We start from the raw sequence: 18,925 nt of genomic DNA, 5'->3' as shown, positions 1-18,925 counted from the left end.
CGACTGAGTGTTCGTTTATCGAACAGATTGTTGTCAGCCTATCGGTTCGTGTTTTGATTGATCGTTCCCACGCTCCGCGTGGGAATGCAGCCCGGGACGCTCCGCCTCCCAAAGCAGACGCAGAGCGTCTATTGAGGCGTTCCCACGCAGAGCGTGGGAACGATCATGCGCTGATACTCAGGTCGCATCCGCATGACTGACCATGCCTTTGATCACCACCGCAGTAGTCGCCAATGCCGCCGGAATCACCAACGCCGTCAACACCTGCTCGAAATTCCAGCCCAGGCCCAACAATGTCGCGCCCATCCATGCCCCGAGAATCGCGCCAAAGCGGCCAATCCCCAGCATCCATGAGACCCCGGTCGCCCGCCCTTGGGTGGGATAAAACCGCGCCGCCAGTGACGGCATCGCCGATTGCGCGCCGTTGACGCACATCCCCGCCACCAGCACCAAAGTCGCCAGCAACGTAATGTTGCCCAGGCTCTGTCCGACCGCGTAGGCAAACACCCCGGCCAGCAGGTAGAAAATGCCGATGACCTTGTGCGGATTGAAGCGGTCCATCGCCCATCCCACAGCGACCGCGCTCAACACCCCGCCGAACTGGAACAACGCGCCAATAAATGCGGCTTGCTCCATGCTCGCGCCGCTGTCACGCATCAGTGTCGGCAACCAACTGGTCAGCAGATAAACAATCACCAGCCCCATGAAGTAGGTTAGCCACAGCAGCAAGGTGCCAGTGCTGTAAGTGCCGGAGAAGATCACCGCGAACACGTTGCGCGCCTTGACGGTTTTCTGTTCCGGTACGCTGAAGCTCGAGGCCTGAGCGACGGTGACCGGGTCGATCGGCGCCAGGGTCTTGCGCACTTTGTCCGTGCCACGATTGCGCACCACCAGATAACGCGCCGATTCCGGCAGCCAGAACAGCAGCACCACGGCGAGGATCAGCGGCAGGATCCCGCCGATCAGCAGCAGGCTGTGCCAGCCGAACGCCGGAATCAGCTTGGCGGAAATAAACCCGCCACCGGCCATGCCCAGGTTGAAACCGCAGAACATGCTGGTCACCAGCAGCGATTTCTTGCGCTCCGGGGTGTATTCCGAGAGCAGAGTTGTGGCATTCGGCATCCCCGCGCCCAAGCCAAGGCCAGTGAGGAAGCGCAGCACCAGCAGCTGTTCAACGTTGCTGCTGTACGCCGACGCCAGGCTGAAGGCACCGAACAGAACCACCGCGCCAACGAGTACCACTTTGCGTCCGAAGCGGTCAGCCAAAGGCCCGGAACCCAGTGCGCCGAAGACCATGCCAATCAGCGCGGCACTCATCACCGGGCCAAGGCTGGCCCGGTCGATGCCCCAATCCTGCGACAGCGCCGGGGCAATAAACCCCATCGCGGCGGTGTCGAGGCCATCGAGAAAGACAATCAGGAAACACAGGATCACTACGCGCCACTGATAGCGCGAGATCGGTTGGGCATTGATGAAGGTCTGCACGTCGAGGCAGTTACCCACAGCGGACTGAGGCTGGTTCATTATTTTTATTCCACGCAAAAAACGCAGTCGAACGGCGGCCGGCCAGAGAGCGGCACGGTCACAAGAATAGAAGGTCTGGATCAGGCGTTGCGGTGAACCCGGCAACAGCGGATGGGGCGGAGACAGTCGGAGAGCATGCGCATGGTGAGTTGCCTCTTGTCATTATTATGGGAGTCGGCAGTCCGGCGGGTTCATTCACATCAGCGCCGGATGACGCTGCCGCGACATTAATGATCCGAGGGTTTTAGCGTCAATTCGATAAACGCAACACTGTGCGTTTATCGAACAGCTTCATCAGGCGAACAGCTGCGCACTGAGGTCACGACTGGCACTGAGCAGTCCCGGCAGGAAGCGCTGCTCCAGCTCGGTACGACTGACGCGACCGGCGTGGGTGCTGACGTTGAGCGCTGCCACCACCTGGCCGGAAGCGTCGTAGACCGGCACGGCAATCGAACGCAGACCTTGTTCCAGTTCCTGATCGACGATGCACCAGCCTTGCTGCCGCACTTCCTGCAGGCATTCGAGCAAAGCATCGGGCGTGTGAATCGTGCGGCTGGTCTTGGCGACCAGTTCGGCGTGATCGAGGTATTCACGCAGCGAGGTGTCATCAAGGGCTGCCAGCAGAATCCGGCCCATTGATGTGCAATACGCCGGCAGACGGCCGCCCACCGACAGGTCCACCGAAATCAGTCGCTGGGTGGTCGCCGAGCGGGCGATGTAGAGAATGTCGTCGCCCTCGAGCGTTGCCATGTTGCAGGCTTCGTGCAGTTGTTCGCTCATGCGGTCGAGGTACGGCTGAGCGGACACTGCCAACGGCGTCGACGACAGATAGGCGTGGCCGAGGGTCAGCACTTTGGGCAGCAATGAATATGTGCGACCGTCCGTGGTGGCGTAGCCGAGTTTGATCAGCGTATGCAGGCAACGGCGCACGGCGGCGCGGGGAATCTCGGTGCGGTGGCTGATCTGGGCGATAGTCAGATGGCGCTTGCGCTCCTGAAACGCCTGCACCACCGCCAGACCACGAGCCAGCGAAGTCATGAAGTCCGGATCACCGGTCAGCGCCTGGATGCGTTTGGCCGGCGAGGCGACGATCGGCGGCGCCACGGAGGTGAAGGAGTTGCGCATTTGATCGTTCATTTCTTGTCCTTTTATCCGGCACGGATCAATGGGCTATACAAGCGGCTCGCCGACAAATGCACAAGCGTCGGGCTGCAAGATTGGGCGATTATCGAACCGTCGACCGATAATCGCAATCAGCTGATGGGCTAGCCTCTAGCCATTTATGGGGCAAGCCAAACTTTGCGATTATCAGAATCACAGCCTTAGTTGTCCGACTAAATGGCGCCAAAAACAGATCACCCACGCAATAAGCGCCAACACGCACTTCAACTAGTAACAAAAGTTGCGAGTCACAAAACAATCACACATCCGGAACCGTTTTTAACTTGGCAAAGATAGTCATTCCTGAATCGACCGCTATAATGCAGCTCAGTGGCACCTCGTTTTCAATCGCGAGGTCGTCACCCGCTGCGGCGATGCCCATCGCCAACAGCCCGGCCAGCGCCTGACGCGCATTACTCATGCAACGCCTGCGCTCGCTGAAACAGGAAACTGATGCTGCGTCAGTTTTTATCTGGTGCCGTAGCCGCCTGTAACACGGAAGTCTTGATCGCCCCACCGTTCACACCAATGCCTGTCCGGGCGTTGAACTCGCGGTGGCTCCGTTCAATCGATTCGTTGCAGTGCGTTTCACCAGACACTTAACTCAACTCATACAGGTAGCACTGTGACGAAAGACGAACTGCGCGCGGAACTTGAGCGCCAGGAACAACGTTACAAGGAAGTTTACGGCGGGGAAGTCACCACCTACGCCGCTCAGCCCGAACCGGAACGCAAAGCATGGCGTAAACGCCCTACCGTTCAGGATCAGGTCTTCAAGCAGGAAATCGAAAAAATCGAAAAGGAACTCAAAGCCGAAGAGCCTTGAGCCACGGTTTTCGGATCTTTTGAAGGTTTGCGTCCACACCGGTTACAAGCGCGGTGGAACGACGATGCCTTGCGCGCCCGCTACCCGCGGGCAGCGGCCATCATCCGGTCTGACTGACTGAGAACGGGCGTCCTACAGGTTTCACAGATATTTCAGACAAGCGTTTGAGACGTCTGCGCATCGGTAAATTCGCTTGCAAAACAAGCTTTTTATTAAACAAATCAAACACTTGAAAAACCCTGTAGCACGCTTGGTTTTCATGCGTTGCAACAAATTAAATCGAAGAAGTGTGTAACCGATGAGCAGGGAGGGGATCGATTTCCAGTCTTTTCTGGCATAATCGCGCCCCCTTACGACCGGGTCAGAAAACCTTCATGATCGATTTATTCAGCGGACTGGATGCTTGGGTGCTTGTGAGCCTCTTGCTCGCCCTGACGTTTGTCCTCGCCTTCGAGTTCATCAATGGATTTCATGACACCGCTAACGCGGTAGCCACTGTTATCTACACCAAAGCCATGCCGCCCCATCTGGCGGTGTTCTTCTCCGGTGTGTTCAATTTCCTCGGCGTGCTGCTGGGCGGCGTTGGCGTGGCGTATGCCATTGTCCATTTGCTGCCGGTTGAGCTGCTGATCAATGTGAACACCGGCCATGGCCTGGCGATGGTGTTCTCGTTGCTCGCCGCGGCAATCGCCTGGAACCTGGGCACCTGGTACTTCGGTATCCCGGCTTCCAGCTCGCACACCCTGATCGGCTCGATCCTCGGTGTCGGCCTCGCCAACGCCCTGATCAACGACATTCCGTTGGCCGACGGCGTGAACTGGCAGAAAGCGATCGACATCGGTGCCTCGCTGGTGTTCTCGCCAATGGCCGGCTTCCTGATCGCCGCGCTGATCCTGATCGGCCTGAAGTGGTGGCGTCCGCTGTCGAAGATGCACAAGACACCGGAACAACGCCGTAAGATCGACGACAAGAAGCACCCACCGTTCTGGAACCGTCTCGTTCTGGTGATCTCGGCCATGGCCGTGAGCTTCGTGCACGGTTCCAACGATGGCCAGAAAGGCATCGGCCTGATCATGTTGGTGTTGATCGGTATCGTCCCGGCGCAGTTCGTCCTTGATCTGAACAGCACCACGTACCAGATCGAACGCACTCGCGATGCGACCCTGCACCTGAGCCAGTTCTACCAGCGCAACGCCGATTCGCTGGGTGAATTCCTGGCCTTGGGCAAAAGCGTGGAAGGCGACCTGCCGGAGAAATTCCGCTGCAACCCGCAGCAGACCGAACCGACCATCAGCGCCCTGCTGCACACGCTTAAAGGCGTAGCGGACTATCACTCGCTATCGTCGGAAAGCCGCATTGAAGTGCGCCGTTACCTGCTCTGCCTGGACGACACCGCGAAGAAGGTTGGCAAGCTGCCTGGCCTGGAAGCCCGTGAAAAGGCTGACCTCGACAAGCTGCGCAAAGACCTGACCACCACCACCGAATACGCCCCGTTCTGGGTGATTCTGGCGGTTGCACTGGCCCTGGGCCTGGGCACCATGGTTGGCTGGAAACGCGTGGTACTGACCATCGGTGAGAAGATCGGCAAGCAGGGCATGACCTATTCCCAGGGCATGTCGGCGCAGATCACTACTGCCAGTTTGATCGGTATGGCCAATATCTTCAGCCTGCCGGTGTCGACCACTCACGTGCTGTCTTCGGGCGTGGCGGGCACCATGGTTGCTAACAAGAGCGGCCTGCAGGGTGGCACGGTGCGTACCATTCTGTTGGCGTGGGTGTTGACCCTGCCGGCGACTGTGGCGCTGTCGGCCGGGTTGTTCTGGCTGGCGTCGAAGGCGCTGGGTAGTTGATAGATAGCGGTACTTGAGAAAGGCGCGATTCGAGAGGATCGCGCCTTTTTTTGTGTTTGGGGTTTTGGGATTGGGATTGGGGGCATATCCGTTGCTGCGGGTGCTGCCGCTGGCGGTTTCGCTCTTACAGCGAGTCCCTTTTTCAAACGCCAAAAAGGAACCAAAAGGCTTTGCCCCTGGCGTACGGCACTTCGCTGAAGCTCAGTGTTCCCTCGCTACGGTGTCCATCCGGGGGCATCGCCTACGGTTTGCTTCGCTGCACCTCCTCTCGATGTATGCGGCTACGCCGCACGGCGCTACGCGCCTACCCCCGGATGAACACCTTCGCTCGGCCTGCCGATGGGGCAAAAAGCCAGATCAAAAGCCAGATCAAAAGCCCCTCACCCTAGCCCTCTCCCGGAGGGAGAGGGGACTGATCGAGGTGTTTGGTAGAGTTACGCCGACGTGAAAGTCCGAGTTGAACGCAAATTTTCACAGGCCCACCATCGGCTCTCTCTCCCTCGGGAGAGGGCTGGGGTGAGTGGCAAGAGCACCACAAACCCAAAGCCGAACACCCGCTTTTCACCACTCAATAGGCCGAGTGTCAGCTCGCCTGCTCTTGATCTTGATCTGTAAGGCGACGTCGGAAGGCTGAGTGGAGGGATTGATCCGGGCGTGGGAGCGCAGCGACCGTTTGGCGAAGCCAAACACAGCGGAAGGAGGTGCAGCGAAGCAAACCGGAGCCGCTGCGCCCGGATCGATCCCGGAGCGAAGGAACCCGAGCCTGCGAGGGCCGAACGCAGGAGCAAGCCTTTTGGGTTACCTTTTTGGCGTTTGAAAAAGGTGACCCGCCGTAAGGGCGGAACCGTAATCAGCAACACCCGCAAAAACGGATATTCACCCAGAACCCCAGGAGCATGGTCGGCCCAAAGGCCGCCAAGACACAAAAAAAAGGGGCAACCGAAGTCGCCCCAAAATGCCTTGCGTGCTCATCAATCCAGAAGAATCACTTCTTGCGCTTATTCGCATCCTTCCAGATAAAAAATCCAAACCCTGCAAAAAACAGAACCATCAGCCCTACAGTCAGGACCCCGGCAAACACCACGTTATCGAAAAACATGACTGGCCTCCTGGCCCCTGCTCTGCTGCGATGGGACTAAGTTACCAAACACACAGGCGCACAAATTGACCGGGATCAATACCAGCAACGAAGGGGGATAAAGGAGGGAAAATAACTGACCTGCATCAACGGATGCAGGGGGAGATCAACGCTTTTTCGGCTTGTTTTTCGACTTTTTCTTGGCTTTTCCCAGCGGCATAGCCTGTTCGAACGCTTGGCGCACCTCGTTCAGGCGCTTCTCTTTAATGTCATGCACACGCTTGGCGCGCTCAGTGCTGAGGTCAATCAATTTGTCGTCTTGGCTCATGGCGTCAGTACATCACTTGAAAGAATCACAACTGCCACATCACCGGCAGGACTGCGCCAATAATGCAGCCTCAGACGCGCGCTGACCAGCCGGCGCGCCCCACGCGGTACAGCGACTCAAATCTCGATATCGACCCACAAGCCCTGACGCGGCTGATCTTCCATCAGCGGCACCACCGGCACGGTGTTGTCGGCATTCAGTTCGGTACCGGGCACCGCCAGGTGTTCTTCCGGGTCTTCGTCGGCTTCGCGACGACGGCGATCACGTTCTTGCTGACGGCGCTGCTCTTCACGCGCCAGCAGTCGATCCTCTTCCGGGTCGCGCTTTTGCAGATCGATCGTGCTTTCGTTGGAGCTTTCCTGCACCGGCACCACCGGAGGAATGTCCGGCCGCTGGCGGATCGGATCCTGCTGGGAAGTGATCGGCACAGCGCTCAGGGGGAGCATCGGTGGCAACATATATGGGGTCTCCTGTCAGCAGGCTATCGGCTGCGGCAAAGGCGCCTTGAGCCACTGGTCGAAAATCTGTGACGCACTTGGCACGTGTAGGAGCTGCCGAAGGCTGCGATCTTCATCAGACAGCTCAAACCTCAAGGGTTCTCAAAGATCAAAAGATCGCAGCCTACGGCAGCTCCTACGCCAGTAATCTTTGGCCCTGAAGCCTGCATTCCGTTAAGATAGCCCGCTTTTTCAAGGTGGGAGTCAGGCAGCATGGCGCAGCAGTATCAACCGGGGCAACGCTGGATCAGTGACAGCGAAGCAGAGCTTGGTTTAGGCACCGTTCTGGCACAGGACGGCCGCTTGTTGACCGTGCTTTACCCGGCCACTGGCGAAACCCGCCAGTACGCGCTACGGAATGCGCCCCTGACCCGCGTGCGATTCTCGCCGGGCGACAGCATCACCCACTTCGAAGGCTGGAAGATGACCGTGCAGCAAGTCGACGACGTCGACGGGCTGATGGTCTATCACGGTCTCAACGGGCAGAACGAAGCCGTCACCCTGCCGGAAACCCAGCTGTCGAACTTCATTCAGTTCCGTCTGGCCAGCGACCGTCTGTTCGCCGGGCAGATCGACCCGCTGGCGTGGTTCTCGCTGCGTTACAACACCCTCGAACACACCAGCCGCCAATTGCAATCGTCGCTCTGGGGCCTGGGTGGCGTACGCGCTCAGCCAATCGCGCACCAATTGCACATTGCTCGCGAAGTCGCCGACCGCATCGCGCCGCGCGTTCTGCTGGCGGACGAAGTGGGTCTGGGTAAAACCATCGAAGCCGGTCTGGTGATCCATCGCCAACTGCTCTCGGGCCGCGCCAACCGCGTGCTGATCCTCGTCCCGGAAAACCTCCAGCACCAGTGGCTGGTCGAAATGCGCCGCCGCTTCAACCTGCAAGTTGCGCTGTTCGACGAAGAACGTTTCATCGAAAGCGATGCCACCAACCCGTTCGAAGACACCCAACTGGCGCTGGTCGCGCTGGAATGGCTGGTCGACGACGAAAAGGCGCAAGACGCACTGTTTGCTGCCGGTTGGGATTTGCTGGTGGTCGACGAAGCCCACCACCTGGTCTGGCACGAAGAGAAAGCCAGCGCGGAATATTCGCTGGTCGAGCAACTCGCCGAAGTCATTCCGGGCGTGCTGCTGCTCACCGCCACCCCGGAACAACTCGGCCAGGACAGCCACTTCGCCCGTCTGCGCCTGCTCGACCCGAACCGTTTCCATGACCTGGCTGCCTTCCGCGCCGAGAGCGAGAACTATCGCCCGGTGGCCGAAGCCGTTCAGGAACTGCTCGACAAGGGCCGTCTCTCGGCCAAAGCGCACAAAACCATTCAGGGTTTCCTCGGCAACGAAGGCGAAGCCTTGCTGACCGCTGTCAACGATGGCGACACCGAAGCCAGCGCGCGCCTCGTGCGTGAACTGCTCGATCGTCACGGCACCGGCCGCGTGCTGTTCCGTAATACCCGCGCCGCCGTGCAGGGTTTCCCGGAGCGCAAACTGCACCCGTACCCGCTGCCATGCCCGGACGAATACCTCGAACTGCCGCTGGGCGAACACGCCGAGCTGTACCCGGAGGTCAGCTTCCAGGCCCAGCCGGACGCCAGCGAAGAAGAGCGCTGGTGGAAATTCGACCCGCGTGTCGAGTGGCTGATCGATCAGCTGAAAATGCTCAAGCGCACCAAGGTGCTGGTGATCTGCGCCCACGCCGAAACCGCGATGGACCTGGAAGACGCCCTGCGCGTGCGTTCCGGCATCCCGGCCACGGTGTTCCACGAAGGCATGAACATCCTTGAGCGTGACCGCGCCGCCGCCTACTTCGCCGACGAAGAGTTTGGCGCGCAAGTGCTGATCTGCTCGGAAATCGGCAGTGAAGGTCGCAACTTCCAGTTCGCGCACCACCTGGTGCTGTTCGATCTGCCGTCGCACCCGGACCTGCTCGAGCAGCGTATCGGTCGTCTCGACCGGATCGGCCAGAAACACATCATCGAACTGCACGTACCGTACCTGGAAACCAGCCCGCAAGAGCGCCTGTTCCAGTGGTACCACGAAGCGCTCAACGCGTTCCTCAACACCTGCCCGACTGGCAACGCCTTGCAGCACCAGTTCGGCCCGCGCCTGCTGCCGCTGCTCGAAGAAGCCGACGACAGCGAGTGGCAAGCGCTGATCGACGAAGCACGCACCGAGCGTGAGCGTCTGGAAGCCGAGCTGCACACCGGTCGCGACCGTCTGCTGGAGCTGAACTCCGGCGGCGCTGGCGAAGGTGAAGCGCTGGTCGAGGCCATCCTTGAGCAAGACGATCAGTTTGCCCTGCCGATCTACATGGAAACCCTGTTCGACGCGTTCGGCATCGACAGCGAAGACCATTCGGAAAACGCCCTGATCCTCAAGCCGAGCGAAAAAATGCTCGACGCCAGTTTCCCGCTGGGCGACGACGAAGGCGTGACCATCACCTACGACCGCAACCAGGCGCTGTCGCGCGAAGACATGCAGTTCATCACCTGGGAACACCCGATGGTGCAGGGCGGCATGGACCTGGTGCTGTCCGGTTCGATGGGCAACACCGCTGTCGCACTGATCAAGAACAAAGCCCTGAAGCCGGGCACCGTGTTGCTGGAATTGCTGTATGTCAGCGAAGTGGTCGCGCCGCGTTCGCTGCAACTGGGCCGTTACCTGCCGCCGGCCGCCCTGCGCTGCCTGCTCGACGCCAACGGCAACGACCTGTCGCCACGGGTATCGTTTGAAACGCTGAACGATCAGCTGGAAAGCGTGCCGCGTGCCAGCGCCAACAAGTTCATCCAGGCCCAGCGCGATCAGTTGACGCCACGGATCAACGCCGGTGAAGACAAGATCGCCCCGCGTCACGCCGAGCGCGTGGCCGAGGCCCGCCGCCGTCTGGCAGCCGACACCGACGAAGAACTGGCGCGCCTGACCGCGTTGCAAGCGGTCAACCCGACTGTGCGTGACAGCGAACTGGATGCGCTGCGCCAGCAGCGTGAGCAGGGTCTGGCGATGCTGGATAAAGCGGCGTTGCGCCTGGAAGCGATTCGGGTGTTGGTGGCGGGCTAAACCGCCCCGCTCCACCGCTGAAAACAGAAAGGCCCGCAGCGATGCGGGCCTTTTTGTTTGCCTGTTATTTACTTGCCGATACTAAGGGCCCTATCGCGAGCAGGCTCACTCCTACAGTTGGAATGCGTCCCCCTGTAGGAGTGAGCCTGCTCGCGATAGCGGCTATGCAGTCGCCGCAGCCACTTCTGGCTCAACCACCGCCACCAACCCCGCCTTCATCCGCTGCGCATCGCGGACAAAACACCGCGCCGCCAGAAACAGAAAGACCATGGTCAAAAACAGCGCCACCGGAATCAGGTACATCGCATCATGCAGCCCGACTGCCTTGAACGCTTCGGTCATCTGCTCCGCCCCCGCCGCCAGCATCGCCGTGTGCGCAAAATGATCCGACAAGCCCCCCACCACCACCGGCCCCAGACCACCGCCCAGCAAATACAACCCGGCAAAGAACAACGCCATCGCCGTCGCTCGCAGGCGCGGTTCGACCACGTCCTGAATCGCCGTATAAACGCAGGTGTAGAAGTTGTAGGCGAACAGCCAGCCGACGCTGAACACCGCCACGAATACACCGATCTCGATACGCCCGGCGTGCAGCGCCCACGCCGTGCACAGCGTTGAAATGATCAGGCTGAACGCGGCAAACAACAGTCTCCCGTTGGCCACACGCTGGTGAATTTTGTCGGCAATCCAGCCGCCCAGGGTCAAGCCGACCAGCCCGGTCACGCCAACGATAACTCCGGTGGCCACCGCCGCTTCCTGCAACGGCATGAGGAAATAGCGTTGCAGCATCGGCACCAAAAACGAGTTACAGGCATACGTCGCAAAGTTGAAGCACAACCCGGCCATCACCAGCCAGAGAAAAGTCGGCACCGCCAGAATCCGCCGGATCGGCTTGTCGACCTTTTCTTGCGAAACCTGCACGGTTTCCGCCGCCCCGCGCTTCGGCTCTTTAATGAAGAACATGAAAATCGCTAGGATCAGCCCTGGTACTGCGGCAATAAAGAACGGCGCACGCCAGCTGTCGAACGCCTTGACCATCGCCCCGATGGTGAAAAACGCCAATAACAGCCCTAACGGCAAACCGAGCATGAATATGCCCATCGCCCGCGCCCGACGATGGGCAGGAAACAAATCACCGATCAGCGAGTTGGCCGCCGGCGCATAACTGGCTTCACCGATGCCGATGCCCATGCGCACGATCAGGAAGCTCCAGAAACTGCCGACCAGGCCATTGACTGCCGTCAGCGCACTCCACGTCGCCAGGCCCCAGCCCATCAGCTTGCTGCGCGAACCGGTATCGGCCATCCGCCCCAGCGGCAGTCCGGCAATCGCGTACACAATGGTGAATGCGGTACCGACGATGCCCAGTTGAAAGTCACTGAGGTGCCATTCCATGCGGATCGGCTCGATGATGATCGCCGGAATGGTGCGGTCGAAAAAGTTGAACAGGTTGGCGAGGAACAGCAGGAACAGAATGCGCCAGGCATTCGCCGCTTGGGTCGAGTTCTGCATGGGTCCGTCTCTTTATTGTTATAGGGCTTCACTGCCACCGCATCCGAGCCCGGAACCTGCAATCTAGTCAGCCGCGCAAAGGCTGTCTGTGATCATTCGTCTGCCTGATATCGACCCATGGCACTGTAACGAAACGTAAGCCCTTGATAAGCCTGAAATCCCCCGAAAACCGGGGCTTTTGCGGCAAAACCTTGCCACAAAAAAATAGTTTCCTGCCCCCCTTCCCAAGTCTGCGGCAAAGCCTAGAATGGCCGCCGGATCCGTCCGGATCTCCCGATCAATCCCTTTGATACCCTCGCCCATGTCTGAAGTCAGTCCGTGTCTGAATTGCGGTGCCTGCTGTTCCCATTTTCGCGTGTCTTTCTTTTGGGGTGAGTGCGCATCTTCCGGCGGCACGGTGCCTGATGAACTGGTCACACAGATCAGCCCCAGCCGGGTGGCGATGAACGGCACCGACTGCAAATCGCCGCGCTGCACGGCGTTGGTCGGCGAAGTCGGCAGCGAGGTGAAGTGTTCGATTTATGAACTGCGTTCCAGCCCCTGCCGCGAATTCGAGTCGTCGTGGGAAAACGGCGAGCAGAATGTCGATTGCGATAAGGCCCGCGCGCGTTTCGGCTTGCCGCCCCTGCAACCCGATTGGGCGCAAATCCCTTTCGAACAGATCGCTTAAGCTTTTAGCGCCAATCGCTATGACGCTAATGCCAAAATCATTAGCGCCAATGTGCCACTACCGCTTGCACGCCGAAATCGGCCTCTATACTCCTGACATTCAACTGCGTTCAACGCGCACTCGGGACGACTTCAGAGACGGGGCATGCTATGGAGTGGCTTGGTTTGCAGTTTGTTGCCGAGCTGCCGGAGAGCGGGCAGGTCATCCTCGATTGCAGTCACAACCCTCTCCTGGTGATGGTTGCGTATCTGGTCGCCTGCGCAGCCAGTTTCGCCACCCTGGATATGGCTGAGCGCGTTGTAAATGCCGAAGATCCGGGATCGCGGCGGATCTGGCGCTGGATCGGCGCGACCTGCCTGGCCGGCGGCATCTGGGCCATGCATTTTATCGGCATGCTGGCTTTCCAGACACCGATCGACATTCAGTACGACCTTGGTATCACCCTTTTCTCGTTGCTGATCGCCCTGCTCGCCTCTTGGCTGGCCATGCAAACTTTGAGCGAAGCGCAGCCGAGTGCGTTGCATTGCTTGAAAACCGCGTTTGTCATCGGCCTGGGCATCGCCGGCATGCATTACGTTGGCATGGCGGCGATGAAGTCGAGCGCCACCGCCTACTATCAGCCAGGACTGTTCGCGCTGTCTGTGGCGATCGCCATCGGCGCCAGTTTCGCCGCGCTGTGTGTGGCCCGCTATCTGAGCGAAGGCAGCGGCGTGGCGCATCAGTTGCTCAAGTACGGCGCTGCGCTGATTCTCGGCGCTGGCATCATCAGCATGCATTTCACCGGCATGGCTGCGCTGGATCTGGTTCTTCCCGAGGGAGGCCTGACAGCGAGCGGCGGCGATAACGGGCATCTGCAACTGGGCCTGACCGTGGCGCTGATCATCCTGCTGATCCTTGGCAGTGCGATCAGTGCGGCGCTGGCCGACAAGAAACTGCAGAACAAAGAAGAGGACCTGCGCCGCGTCAACGCCCTGCTCAGCCAGCTCGATCAGGCGCGCATGTCGCTGCAACAAGCGGCCAACTACGACGCCCTGACCAACCTGATCAACCGCCGCGGGTTCAACCAGATCTTCGCCGAGAAACTCTGCCAGAAAGCCACCGAGGGCGGCATGCTCGCGGTGATGTTTCTCGACATCGACCACTTCAAGCGGATCAACGACAGCCTCGGCCATGACGCCGGTGACGAACTGCTCAAAGTCATCGCCCAGCACATCAAAGGCTCGGTGCGCAGCCATGAAGACGTGGTCGCGCGTTTCGGCGGCGACGAGTTCTGCATCCTCATCAATCTGCGTGACCGCGAAGAAGCCCGCAACATGGCCCAGCGCATCATGCTCAAGATGAAGGAGCCGATCGAACTGGCCGGACGCCGCATGGTGATGACCACCAGCATCGGCATCAGTCTGTTTCCGGAGGATGGCAGCACCTGCGAAGAATTGCTCAAACACGCGGATCTGGCGCTGTATCAATCCAAAGGCGCGGGGCGCAACGGCCTGCATTTTTTCAGTTCCAACCTCAAGACCCGCGCCAGCTTCGAGCTGCAACTGGAAGAAGAATTGCGCCACGCTTTGCGCGAAGAAAACGGCCTGACGCTGTATTACCAACCAATCTTCGAACTGAAGACCGGCCGCGTCACCAAGCTTGAAGCACTGATCCGCTGGCAGCATCCACTGCACGGGTTGCTGACCCCGGATCGCTTTATCTCTATCGCCGAAAATAATGGCCTGATTGCCGAACTGGATAATTGGGTGCTGCGCCGGGCCTGCAAGGATCTGGGCGAACTCTCGCGGCATGGCTGCGAAGAACTGAAAATTGCCTGGAACTGCTCTCCGCTCAACCTCACCCGGGAAGAACTGGCCACGGAAATCGAAAGCGCATTACGCACCGCCGGGGTGGCGCCGGGACGGCTGGAACTGGAAGTCACCGAAAACGCGTTGATGGGCAACATTGCCAACACCCTGGTGCTGCTGCGTCAGATTCGTGCGCTCGGTGTGTCGTTGTCGATCGACGACTTCGGCACCGGTTATTCCTCGCTGGCCTACCTCAAACGCCTGCCGCTCAACACCCTGAAAATCGACCGCTCGTTTATCCTCGACATTCCCACGGCGACCGCCGACATGGAGATCGTCCAGGCGATCATCGTTATGGCGCACACCCTGCATTTACAGGTGGTGACCGAAGGCGTGGAAAGTCTGGAGCAGTACGAATTCCTTGAACGCTCGGGCTGCGATTTCATCCAGGGTTACCTGCTCAGTCGCCCCGTGCCGCTGGACGAGTTGCGCCCGGTGCTGGAAGAAATCAATCAGCGCAAGCATTCACACACGGTCAATCCGCTGATTCTGGCGCGCGGTACATTTGCACCAGTGTCGCTGGATCCTGCGCCAAATAGCCTTGCGCCCCATGCAGACGCATCAGTTGTGCGGCCAATCCGCTGATCGGCGTCGCCGAACCCTGTTCGCGGGAGAATTTGACGGCGGTGTCGAGATCCTTGAGCAATGTGCGCACGTGCCATTTGATCGGTTCGAAACGGCTGTCAGCCATTTGCGGGGCGAGGATCTGCAACGGTTTGGAGTCGGCAAAACCACCGGCCAGCGCTTCGGCGATCAGGCTCGCATCGACCCCCGCTTGCTCGGCGAGCGCCACCACCTCGGCAATCACCAGCGCGTTGCAGGCGACGATCATCTGATTGCAGGCCTTGGTCACCTGCCCCGCACCGATGCCGCCCATGTGCGTGACGCGCTGACCGAGATTGAGCAACACCGGGCGCACCCGCTCAAGATCCGCAGCGTCACCACCGACCATGATTGCCAGACTGCCCGCCTCGGCACCCACCACGCCACCGGACACCGGTGAGTCCAACCAGGCCATGCCGGTTTTCTCCGCCAGTTCTGTGGCCATCTCGCGCGTGGCGGTTGGCTCAAGACTGGAAAAATCCACCAGCAACTGGCCTCTCTTCGCGCCTTCGGCAACACCAACAGGGCCAAACACCACCTCGCGAACCACCGCCGTATTGGCCAGACACAGCATCACCACGTCAGCGTGTTCGCACAGTTCAGCGGGGCTCGCTACCTGTCGCGCGCCGGCCTCGACCAATGGCGCGCACTTGGCCGGGTTGCGGTTCCACACGGTCAGCGGATAACCCGCCTCCAACAAACGCCGGCACATGGGCAGGCCCATCAGACCGATTCCGGCGAACCCCAACGAAGGTAGCGTTGACATCATTTTGCCTCTTTTCGATTAAAGATCGCCGAATAATGGCCGATTCATCAACGATCAGGAAAGGATTCCCCCCAGCGACAGTCAGGCCAAAAACCTGATGCTCGGGCTCAATTCGCGCACAAAGACGCGAGATCTTATTCCGTGAGGTTCGCAGGCAAAAGCCCACGAGCCAACCCAGTCCAGGTATATGGCGCACAATGACTTCTAAAAACAATCCCGCCACTGCGGTATCCGATCTGACTTTGAGCCCCGCCGCCAACAGCCCGTCACCGTCGAAGCCATTGCTGCCGTCGCGCCCGCTGTCGACTCAGCAATACCTGTACTTCACCGAAACCAATACCGACCGCATCCTCGACAACCTCGACGGTTTGCGTGATCTGGTGTTCCCGCGCCCGCCGCACCTGGAAGGCGATAACGAACAGCACAACGACCAGGAATTCCCGTCTGTGTGCCTGATCGGCCTCGGTCGCTGCGGCTCCAACATCGCGCTCGATGTCGCGGAGCTGGTGTACAACGCGCGCAAGTTTTACCTCAACGAATTCAACAACGAAGACCGCGCGGCAGATCGGCGTCTGGCCGACAAGGGCTACAGCCCGGCCCAGTGGATCAAGAACAACCTGCGCATCGGCCCGAACAAATCGACCAAACCGGTGTTCCTGGTCGAACCGCTGGTGATGCTCGGCGACCTCGACAAGGACATCGCCGGGCGCATCCGTTTCTCGCGCAAGGGCGAGAAAAGCGGCTTCCTGCGCGACTACAGCAAAATGAAGATCATGGACTTGTCCGAAGTCCACGCCGGTGGCGCCGGTAACGCGCCGATCCTCGGCCAGTACCTGGCGAAGATCATCCTCAACAAGGACACCCAGCGCTTCTCCAGCCCTGACTGGAAAATGATCCACTCGTACCTGATCGACAGCTGCGGCATCAAGGCCAACCAGTCGCGTCTGTATTTCTCGATCTTCAGTGCCGGCGGCGGTACCGGTTCCGGCATGGCTTCGGAATTCGGTCTGGCCCAGCAGCACTCGTACATGAACAAGACGTTCGACACCAAACCGATGGACGAGCATGACGGCAAGAGTGGTCACTCGTTTGTGTTCGAACCGATCTTCACCAGCGGCATCTGCGTGCTGCCGAACATTTCCGACCACCGCAGCGAAATGTCCGAGGCGCTGCACATCAACGCCGGTCGCCTGCTGTGCAAATACCTCTCGGAAGAATGGGATTTCTCCTACAACTTCGCTAACGAAGACAGCAGCGAAGCGAGCGTCATGGGGCGTATCCGCCCTTGGAACGCGATGATGCTGATCTCCAACGACATCATGCGTTACGCCGAAGAAAGCGATGACGGCAACATCCAGAACATTGATGTCAATGCGATGGAGAAGCACGCCAATCAATACATCTCGCAGCAGATCTTCAACATTCTGACAGCGCAGGCCGTCACCACCGACTACGACCAGAACTACTTCCGCCGCGCCGGCATCGACATCGGCGAAACCATTCGCCTCGACGCCAACGACCTGTTCATGAGTCTGGCCGGCCCGGTGGCAATTGCCTACGCCGAATCGGTGGTGCCGGAAACCCCGCCACCGAGCAGCGACAAGTTCAAGGTGTTCGACAAAGAGCCGCAGCGCCTGAACATCGACGACCTGTTCTTCCGCTCGATCGACCTGCCGCACTTCAACAAAGTCACCCAGGCGATTGAAGGCATCAGTCTGTTGCCGATTGAGTCCAAGCGTTATCGCGCTTCGCTGGAGCAGTACAAGAATTCCGGCTACGACGCTGCCGCGCTGCACGACCTGCACTTCTTCAAGAACTGCTCGTCGGTGGTCTCGATTGTCTCGTTGCCGAAAGACTACAAGCTGTCGTACATGGACCTGAACCGGTTGAAGACTCACCTCAACAGCCTGTTCCCCAACACCACGCTCAAGCGTTACGCGCTGGTGATCGGCGCCTCGGCCAACCTCTCGCTGACCACCCTGATCGCGAAGAGCCCGTGCCTGTCGGATGACTTCCTGACCTTGATCGTGGCGTTTATCAAGCGCTGCTTCGCGAAGAACCCGTACCGTTTCGACGAGACCCTGGACAACTCGATCCTCGATTTCATCATCAACGAAGAGTTCGACGAAGACCGCATCGACGACCTGCTCAACGAATTCGAGAACCCGGCGAAGATCCTCGACACTAACTGGTATGCAATAAAACCGATGTACGAGAAGAAGTACCGCGAGTTGATCAACGACAAAGAGAAGTTTGTCTCGATCAACGACATTCGTTTGTCGCGTGATTGCGTGAAGAAGTCGATCAAGTACCTGCGCGAGATTTACCGTCACCGGATTGGCAAGACCAAGGTTATTTCCCTCAATAACCATACCGGCAAGTCGTTCTCGGTCTGATCTGATCTGATCTGAGAACGAGTCGCCCCATTCGCGAGCAGGCTCGCTCCCACAGGGGAATACATTCCAAATGTGGGAGCGAGCCTGCTCGCGAAGAGGCCTTCAAATTCACTGAAGATTTCGGCCTTTCCAATATCCAGAAACAATTAAGCAGCCGTTAGGCTGCTTACTAAACTGTTCCCGTTACGTTTACGTCACCGTGAGCCCGCCTGCGCTTGTGGTGTTTCTCTACGGCAACGTGCCATCACGCTACTCCGCTACACACTTTTCGCTGATGGCTGGTCGCACTATCACGGTGCGACGTCAGCAGCGACTGCCCTTTCCTGGATCATAATCCACGGCGAAACCACCACCGCCCACAACGACGGATCGCGCTCGTAAAGATCCAGCGCCCGCGTTTCAGACAGCTTGGCGAGTCTGTCTTCGGCCAGCCAGGCAGCCACTTTCTCGCCATCATCCGACGCCACGGCCTCGGCAGCGGCGATCAAATCCAGCGCAGGGTCGACCCACAATAGGGCACCCTTGGCGAAGAACGGCTCCAACTCTTTCCAGGTAATAGATGCGGTTTCACCAAGCAGCTTGGCATAGAGGGTGCTAGGTTCTTGATTCATGGGTGCTGTCCGGAAAAGAAATCGACGCGAATAATAACGTCGGTGGTCCGCCAGCAAAACCCGGTTGCAAATGGCTGCACCGAACGAAAAGAGCAGGAACGCCAGGGAATGCTGCTGATTGGGATATATGCCCACGAACGCCCCGCCGCAATTCTGTCTTTTTCATTCAAAAATGCGACACCCCGAAGTTTTGCCC

At 59.1% G+C, this 18,925-nt stretch carries 15 protein-coding genes; 6 read left to right on the top strand and 9 right to left on the bottom strand.

Annotated features, from left to right (window positions below):
* Positions 1-177: 177 nt before the first annotated feature.
* The 3 genes from ACOYXH_RS03050 to ACOYXH_RS03040 form a co-directional block, all read right to left on the bottom strand.
* Complete coding sequence (locus tag ACOYXH_RS03050) at positions 178-1,524, bottom strand: 4-hydroxybenzoate transporter PcaK (RefSeq protein WP_093438668.1); 1,347 nt, start codon at positions 1,522-1,524, stop codon at positions 178-180.
* A gap of 294 nt (positions 1,525-1,818) precedes the next feature.
* Entirely contained in the window at positions 1,819-2,661 is an 843-nt protein-coding gene (gene pcaR, locus ACOYXH_RS03045; RefSeq protein ID WP_007917109.1) for a pca regulon transcriptional regulator PcaR, read from the bottom strand.
* A 283-nt stretch (positions 2,662-2,944) separates the two neighbouring features.
* Entirely contained in the window at positions 2,945-3,106 is a 162-nt protein-coding gene (locus ACOYXH_RS03040; RefSeq protein ID WP_156685510.1) for a hypothetical protein, read from the bottom strand.
* A gap of 204 nt (positions 3,107-3,310) precedes the next feature.
* On the opposite strand from ACOYXH_RS03040, the gene ACOYXH_RS03035 reads away from it, so the two are divergent.
* Together ACOYXH_RS03035 and ACOYXH_RS03030 are read left to right on the top strand one after the other, a co-directional pair.
* Positions 3,311-3,511 (top strand): hypothetical protein, encoded by a 201-nt coding sequence (locus tag ACOYXH_RS03035; protein ID WP_008080067.1) that lies wholly within the window; start codon positions 3,311-3,313, stop codon positions 3,509-3,511.
* 374 nt (positions 3,512-3,885) lie between these two features.
* Positions 3,886-5,361 carry an inorganic phosphate transporter gene (locus ACOYXH_RS03030; RefSeq protein ID WP_007917114.1) on the top strand — a complete coding sequence of 492 codons (1,476 nt, stop codon included), beginning with the start codon at positions 3,886-3,888 and terminating at the stop codon, positions 5,359-5,361.
* Positions 5,362-6,346: 985 nt separating this feature from the next.
* Here the strand turns inward: ACOYXH_RS03030 and ccoM are convergent.
* The 3 genes from ccoM to ACOYXH_RS03015 all read right to left on the bottom strand — a co-directional run bounded on the left by ccoM (position 6,347) and on the right by ACOYXH_RS03015 (position 7,225).
* Positions 6,347-6,460, bottom strand: coding sequence for a cytochrome c oxidase subunit CcoM (gene ccoM, locus ACOYXH_RS03025; protein WP_003222396.1), 114 nt, complete (start codon positions 6,458-6,460; stop codon positions 6,347-6,349).
* Positions 6,461-6,605: 145 nt separating this feature from the next.
* Complete coding sequence (locus tag ACOYXH_RS03020) at positions 6,606-6,767, bottom strand: hypothetical protein (RefSeq protein ID WP_007918490.1); 162 nt, start codon at positions 6,765-6,767, stop codon at positions 6,606-6,608.
* 116 nt (positions 6,768-6,883) lie between these two features.
* Positions 6,884-7,225 carry a hypothetical protein gene (locus ACOYXH_RS03015; RefSeq protein ID WP_003222394.1) on the bottom strand — a complete coding sequence of 114 codons (342 nt, stop codon included), beginning with the start codon at positions 7,223-7,225 and terminating at the stop codon, positions 6,884-6,886.
* A 252-nt stretch (positions 7,226-7,477) separates the two neighbouring features.
* Here ACOYXH_RS03015 and rapA point away from each other — a divergent pair, with 252 nt between their 5' ends.
* Positions 7,478-10,324 carry an RNA polymerase-associated protein RapA gene (rapA, locus tag ACOYXH_RS03010; RefSeq protein ID WP_095125612.1) on the top strand — a complete coding sequence of 949 codons (2,847 nt, stop codon included), beginning with the start codon at positions 7,478-7,480 and terminating at the stop codon, positions 10,322-10,324.
* A 162-nt stretch (positions 10,325-10,486) separates the two neighbouring features.
* Here rapA and ACOYXH_RS03005 read toward each other — a convergent pair whose 3' ends face one another.
* On the bottom strand, positions 10,487-11,836 hold the full coding sequence (locus ACOYXH_RS03005; protein ID WP_258709366.1) for a spinster family MFS transporter: 1,350 nt from the start codon (positions 11,834-11,836) through the stop codon (positions 10,487-10,489).
* A 301-nt stretch (positions 11,837-12,137) separates the two neighbouring features.
* On the opposite strand from ACOYXH_RS03005, the gene ACOYXH_RS03000 reads away from it, so the two are divergent.
* Together ACOYXH_RS03000 and ACOYXH_RS02995 are read left to right on the top strand one after the other, a co-directional pair.
* On the top strand, positions 12,138-12,506 hold the full coding sequence (locus ACOYXH_RS03000; protein WP_034155003.1) for a YkgJ family cysteine cluster protein: 369 nt from the start codon (positions 12,138-12,140) through the stop codon (positions 12,504-12,506).
* Positions 12,507-12,655: 149 nt separating this feature from the next.
* The gene (locus ACOYXH_RS02995; RefSeq protein WP_258709365.1) at positions 12,656-14,938 is read left to right on the top strand and encodes a putative bifunctional diguanylate cyclase/phosphodiesterase; all 2,283 of its coding nucleotides are present in this window, start codon (positions 12,656-12,658) and stop codon (positions 14,936-14,938) included.
* Here ACOYXH_RS02995 and ACOYXH_RS02990 read toward each other — a convergent pair.
* Entirely contained in the window at positions 14,829-15,725 is an 897-nt protein-coding gene (locus tag ACOYXH_RS02990; RefSeq protein ID WP_460410248.1) for an NAD(P)-dependent oxidoreductase, read from the bottom strand. The genes ACOYXH_RS02995 and ACOYXH_RS02990 overlap by 110 nt on opposite strands.
* A gap of 194 nt (positions 15,726-15,919) precedes the next feature.
* Between ACOYXH_RS02990 and ACOYXH_RS02985 the strand changes: the two genes are divergently transcribed.
* On the top strand, positions 15,920-18,118 hold the full coding sequence (locus ACOYXH_RS02985; RefSeq protein ID WP_095049146.1) for a hypothetical protein: 2,199 nt from the start codon (positions 15,920-15,922) through the stop codon (positions 18,116-18,118).
* A gap of 290 nt (positions 18,119-18,408) precedes the next feature.
* Here the strand turns inward: ACOYXH_RS02985 and ACOYXH_RS02980 are convergent, their stop codons facing one another.
* Positions 18,409-18,729, bottom strand: coding sequence for a DUF2288 domain-containing protein (locus ACOYXH_RS02980; RefSeq protein ID WP_460410247.1), 321 nt, complete (start codon positions 18,727-18,729; stop codon positions 18,409-18,411).
* Between the last annotated feature and the right edge of the window lie 196 nt (positions 18,730-18,925).

The organism is Pseudomonas sp. Mb7 (assembly GCF_054790525.1).
This window is presented reverse-complemented; position numbering and strand designations above follow the sequence as displayed.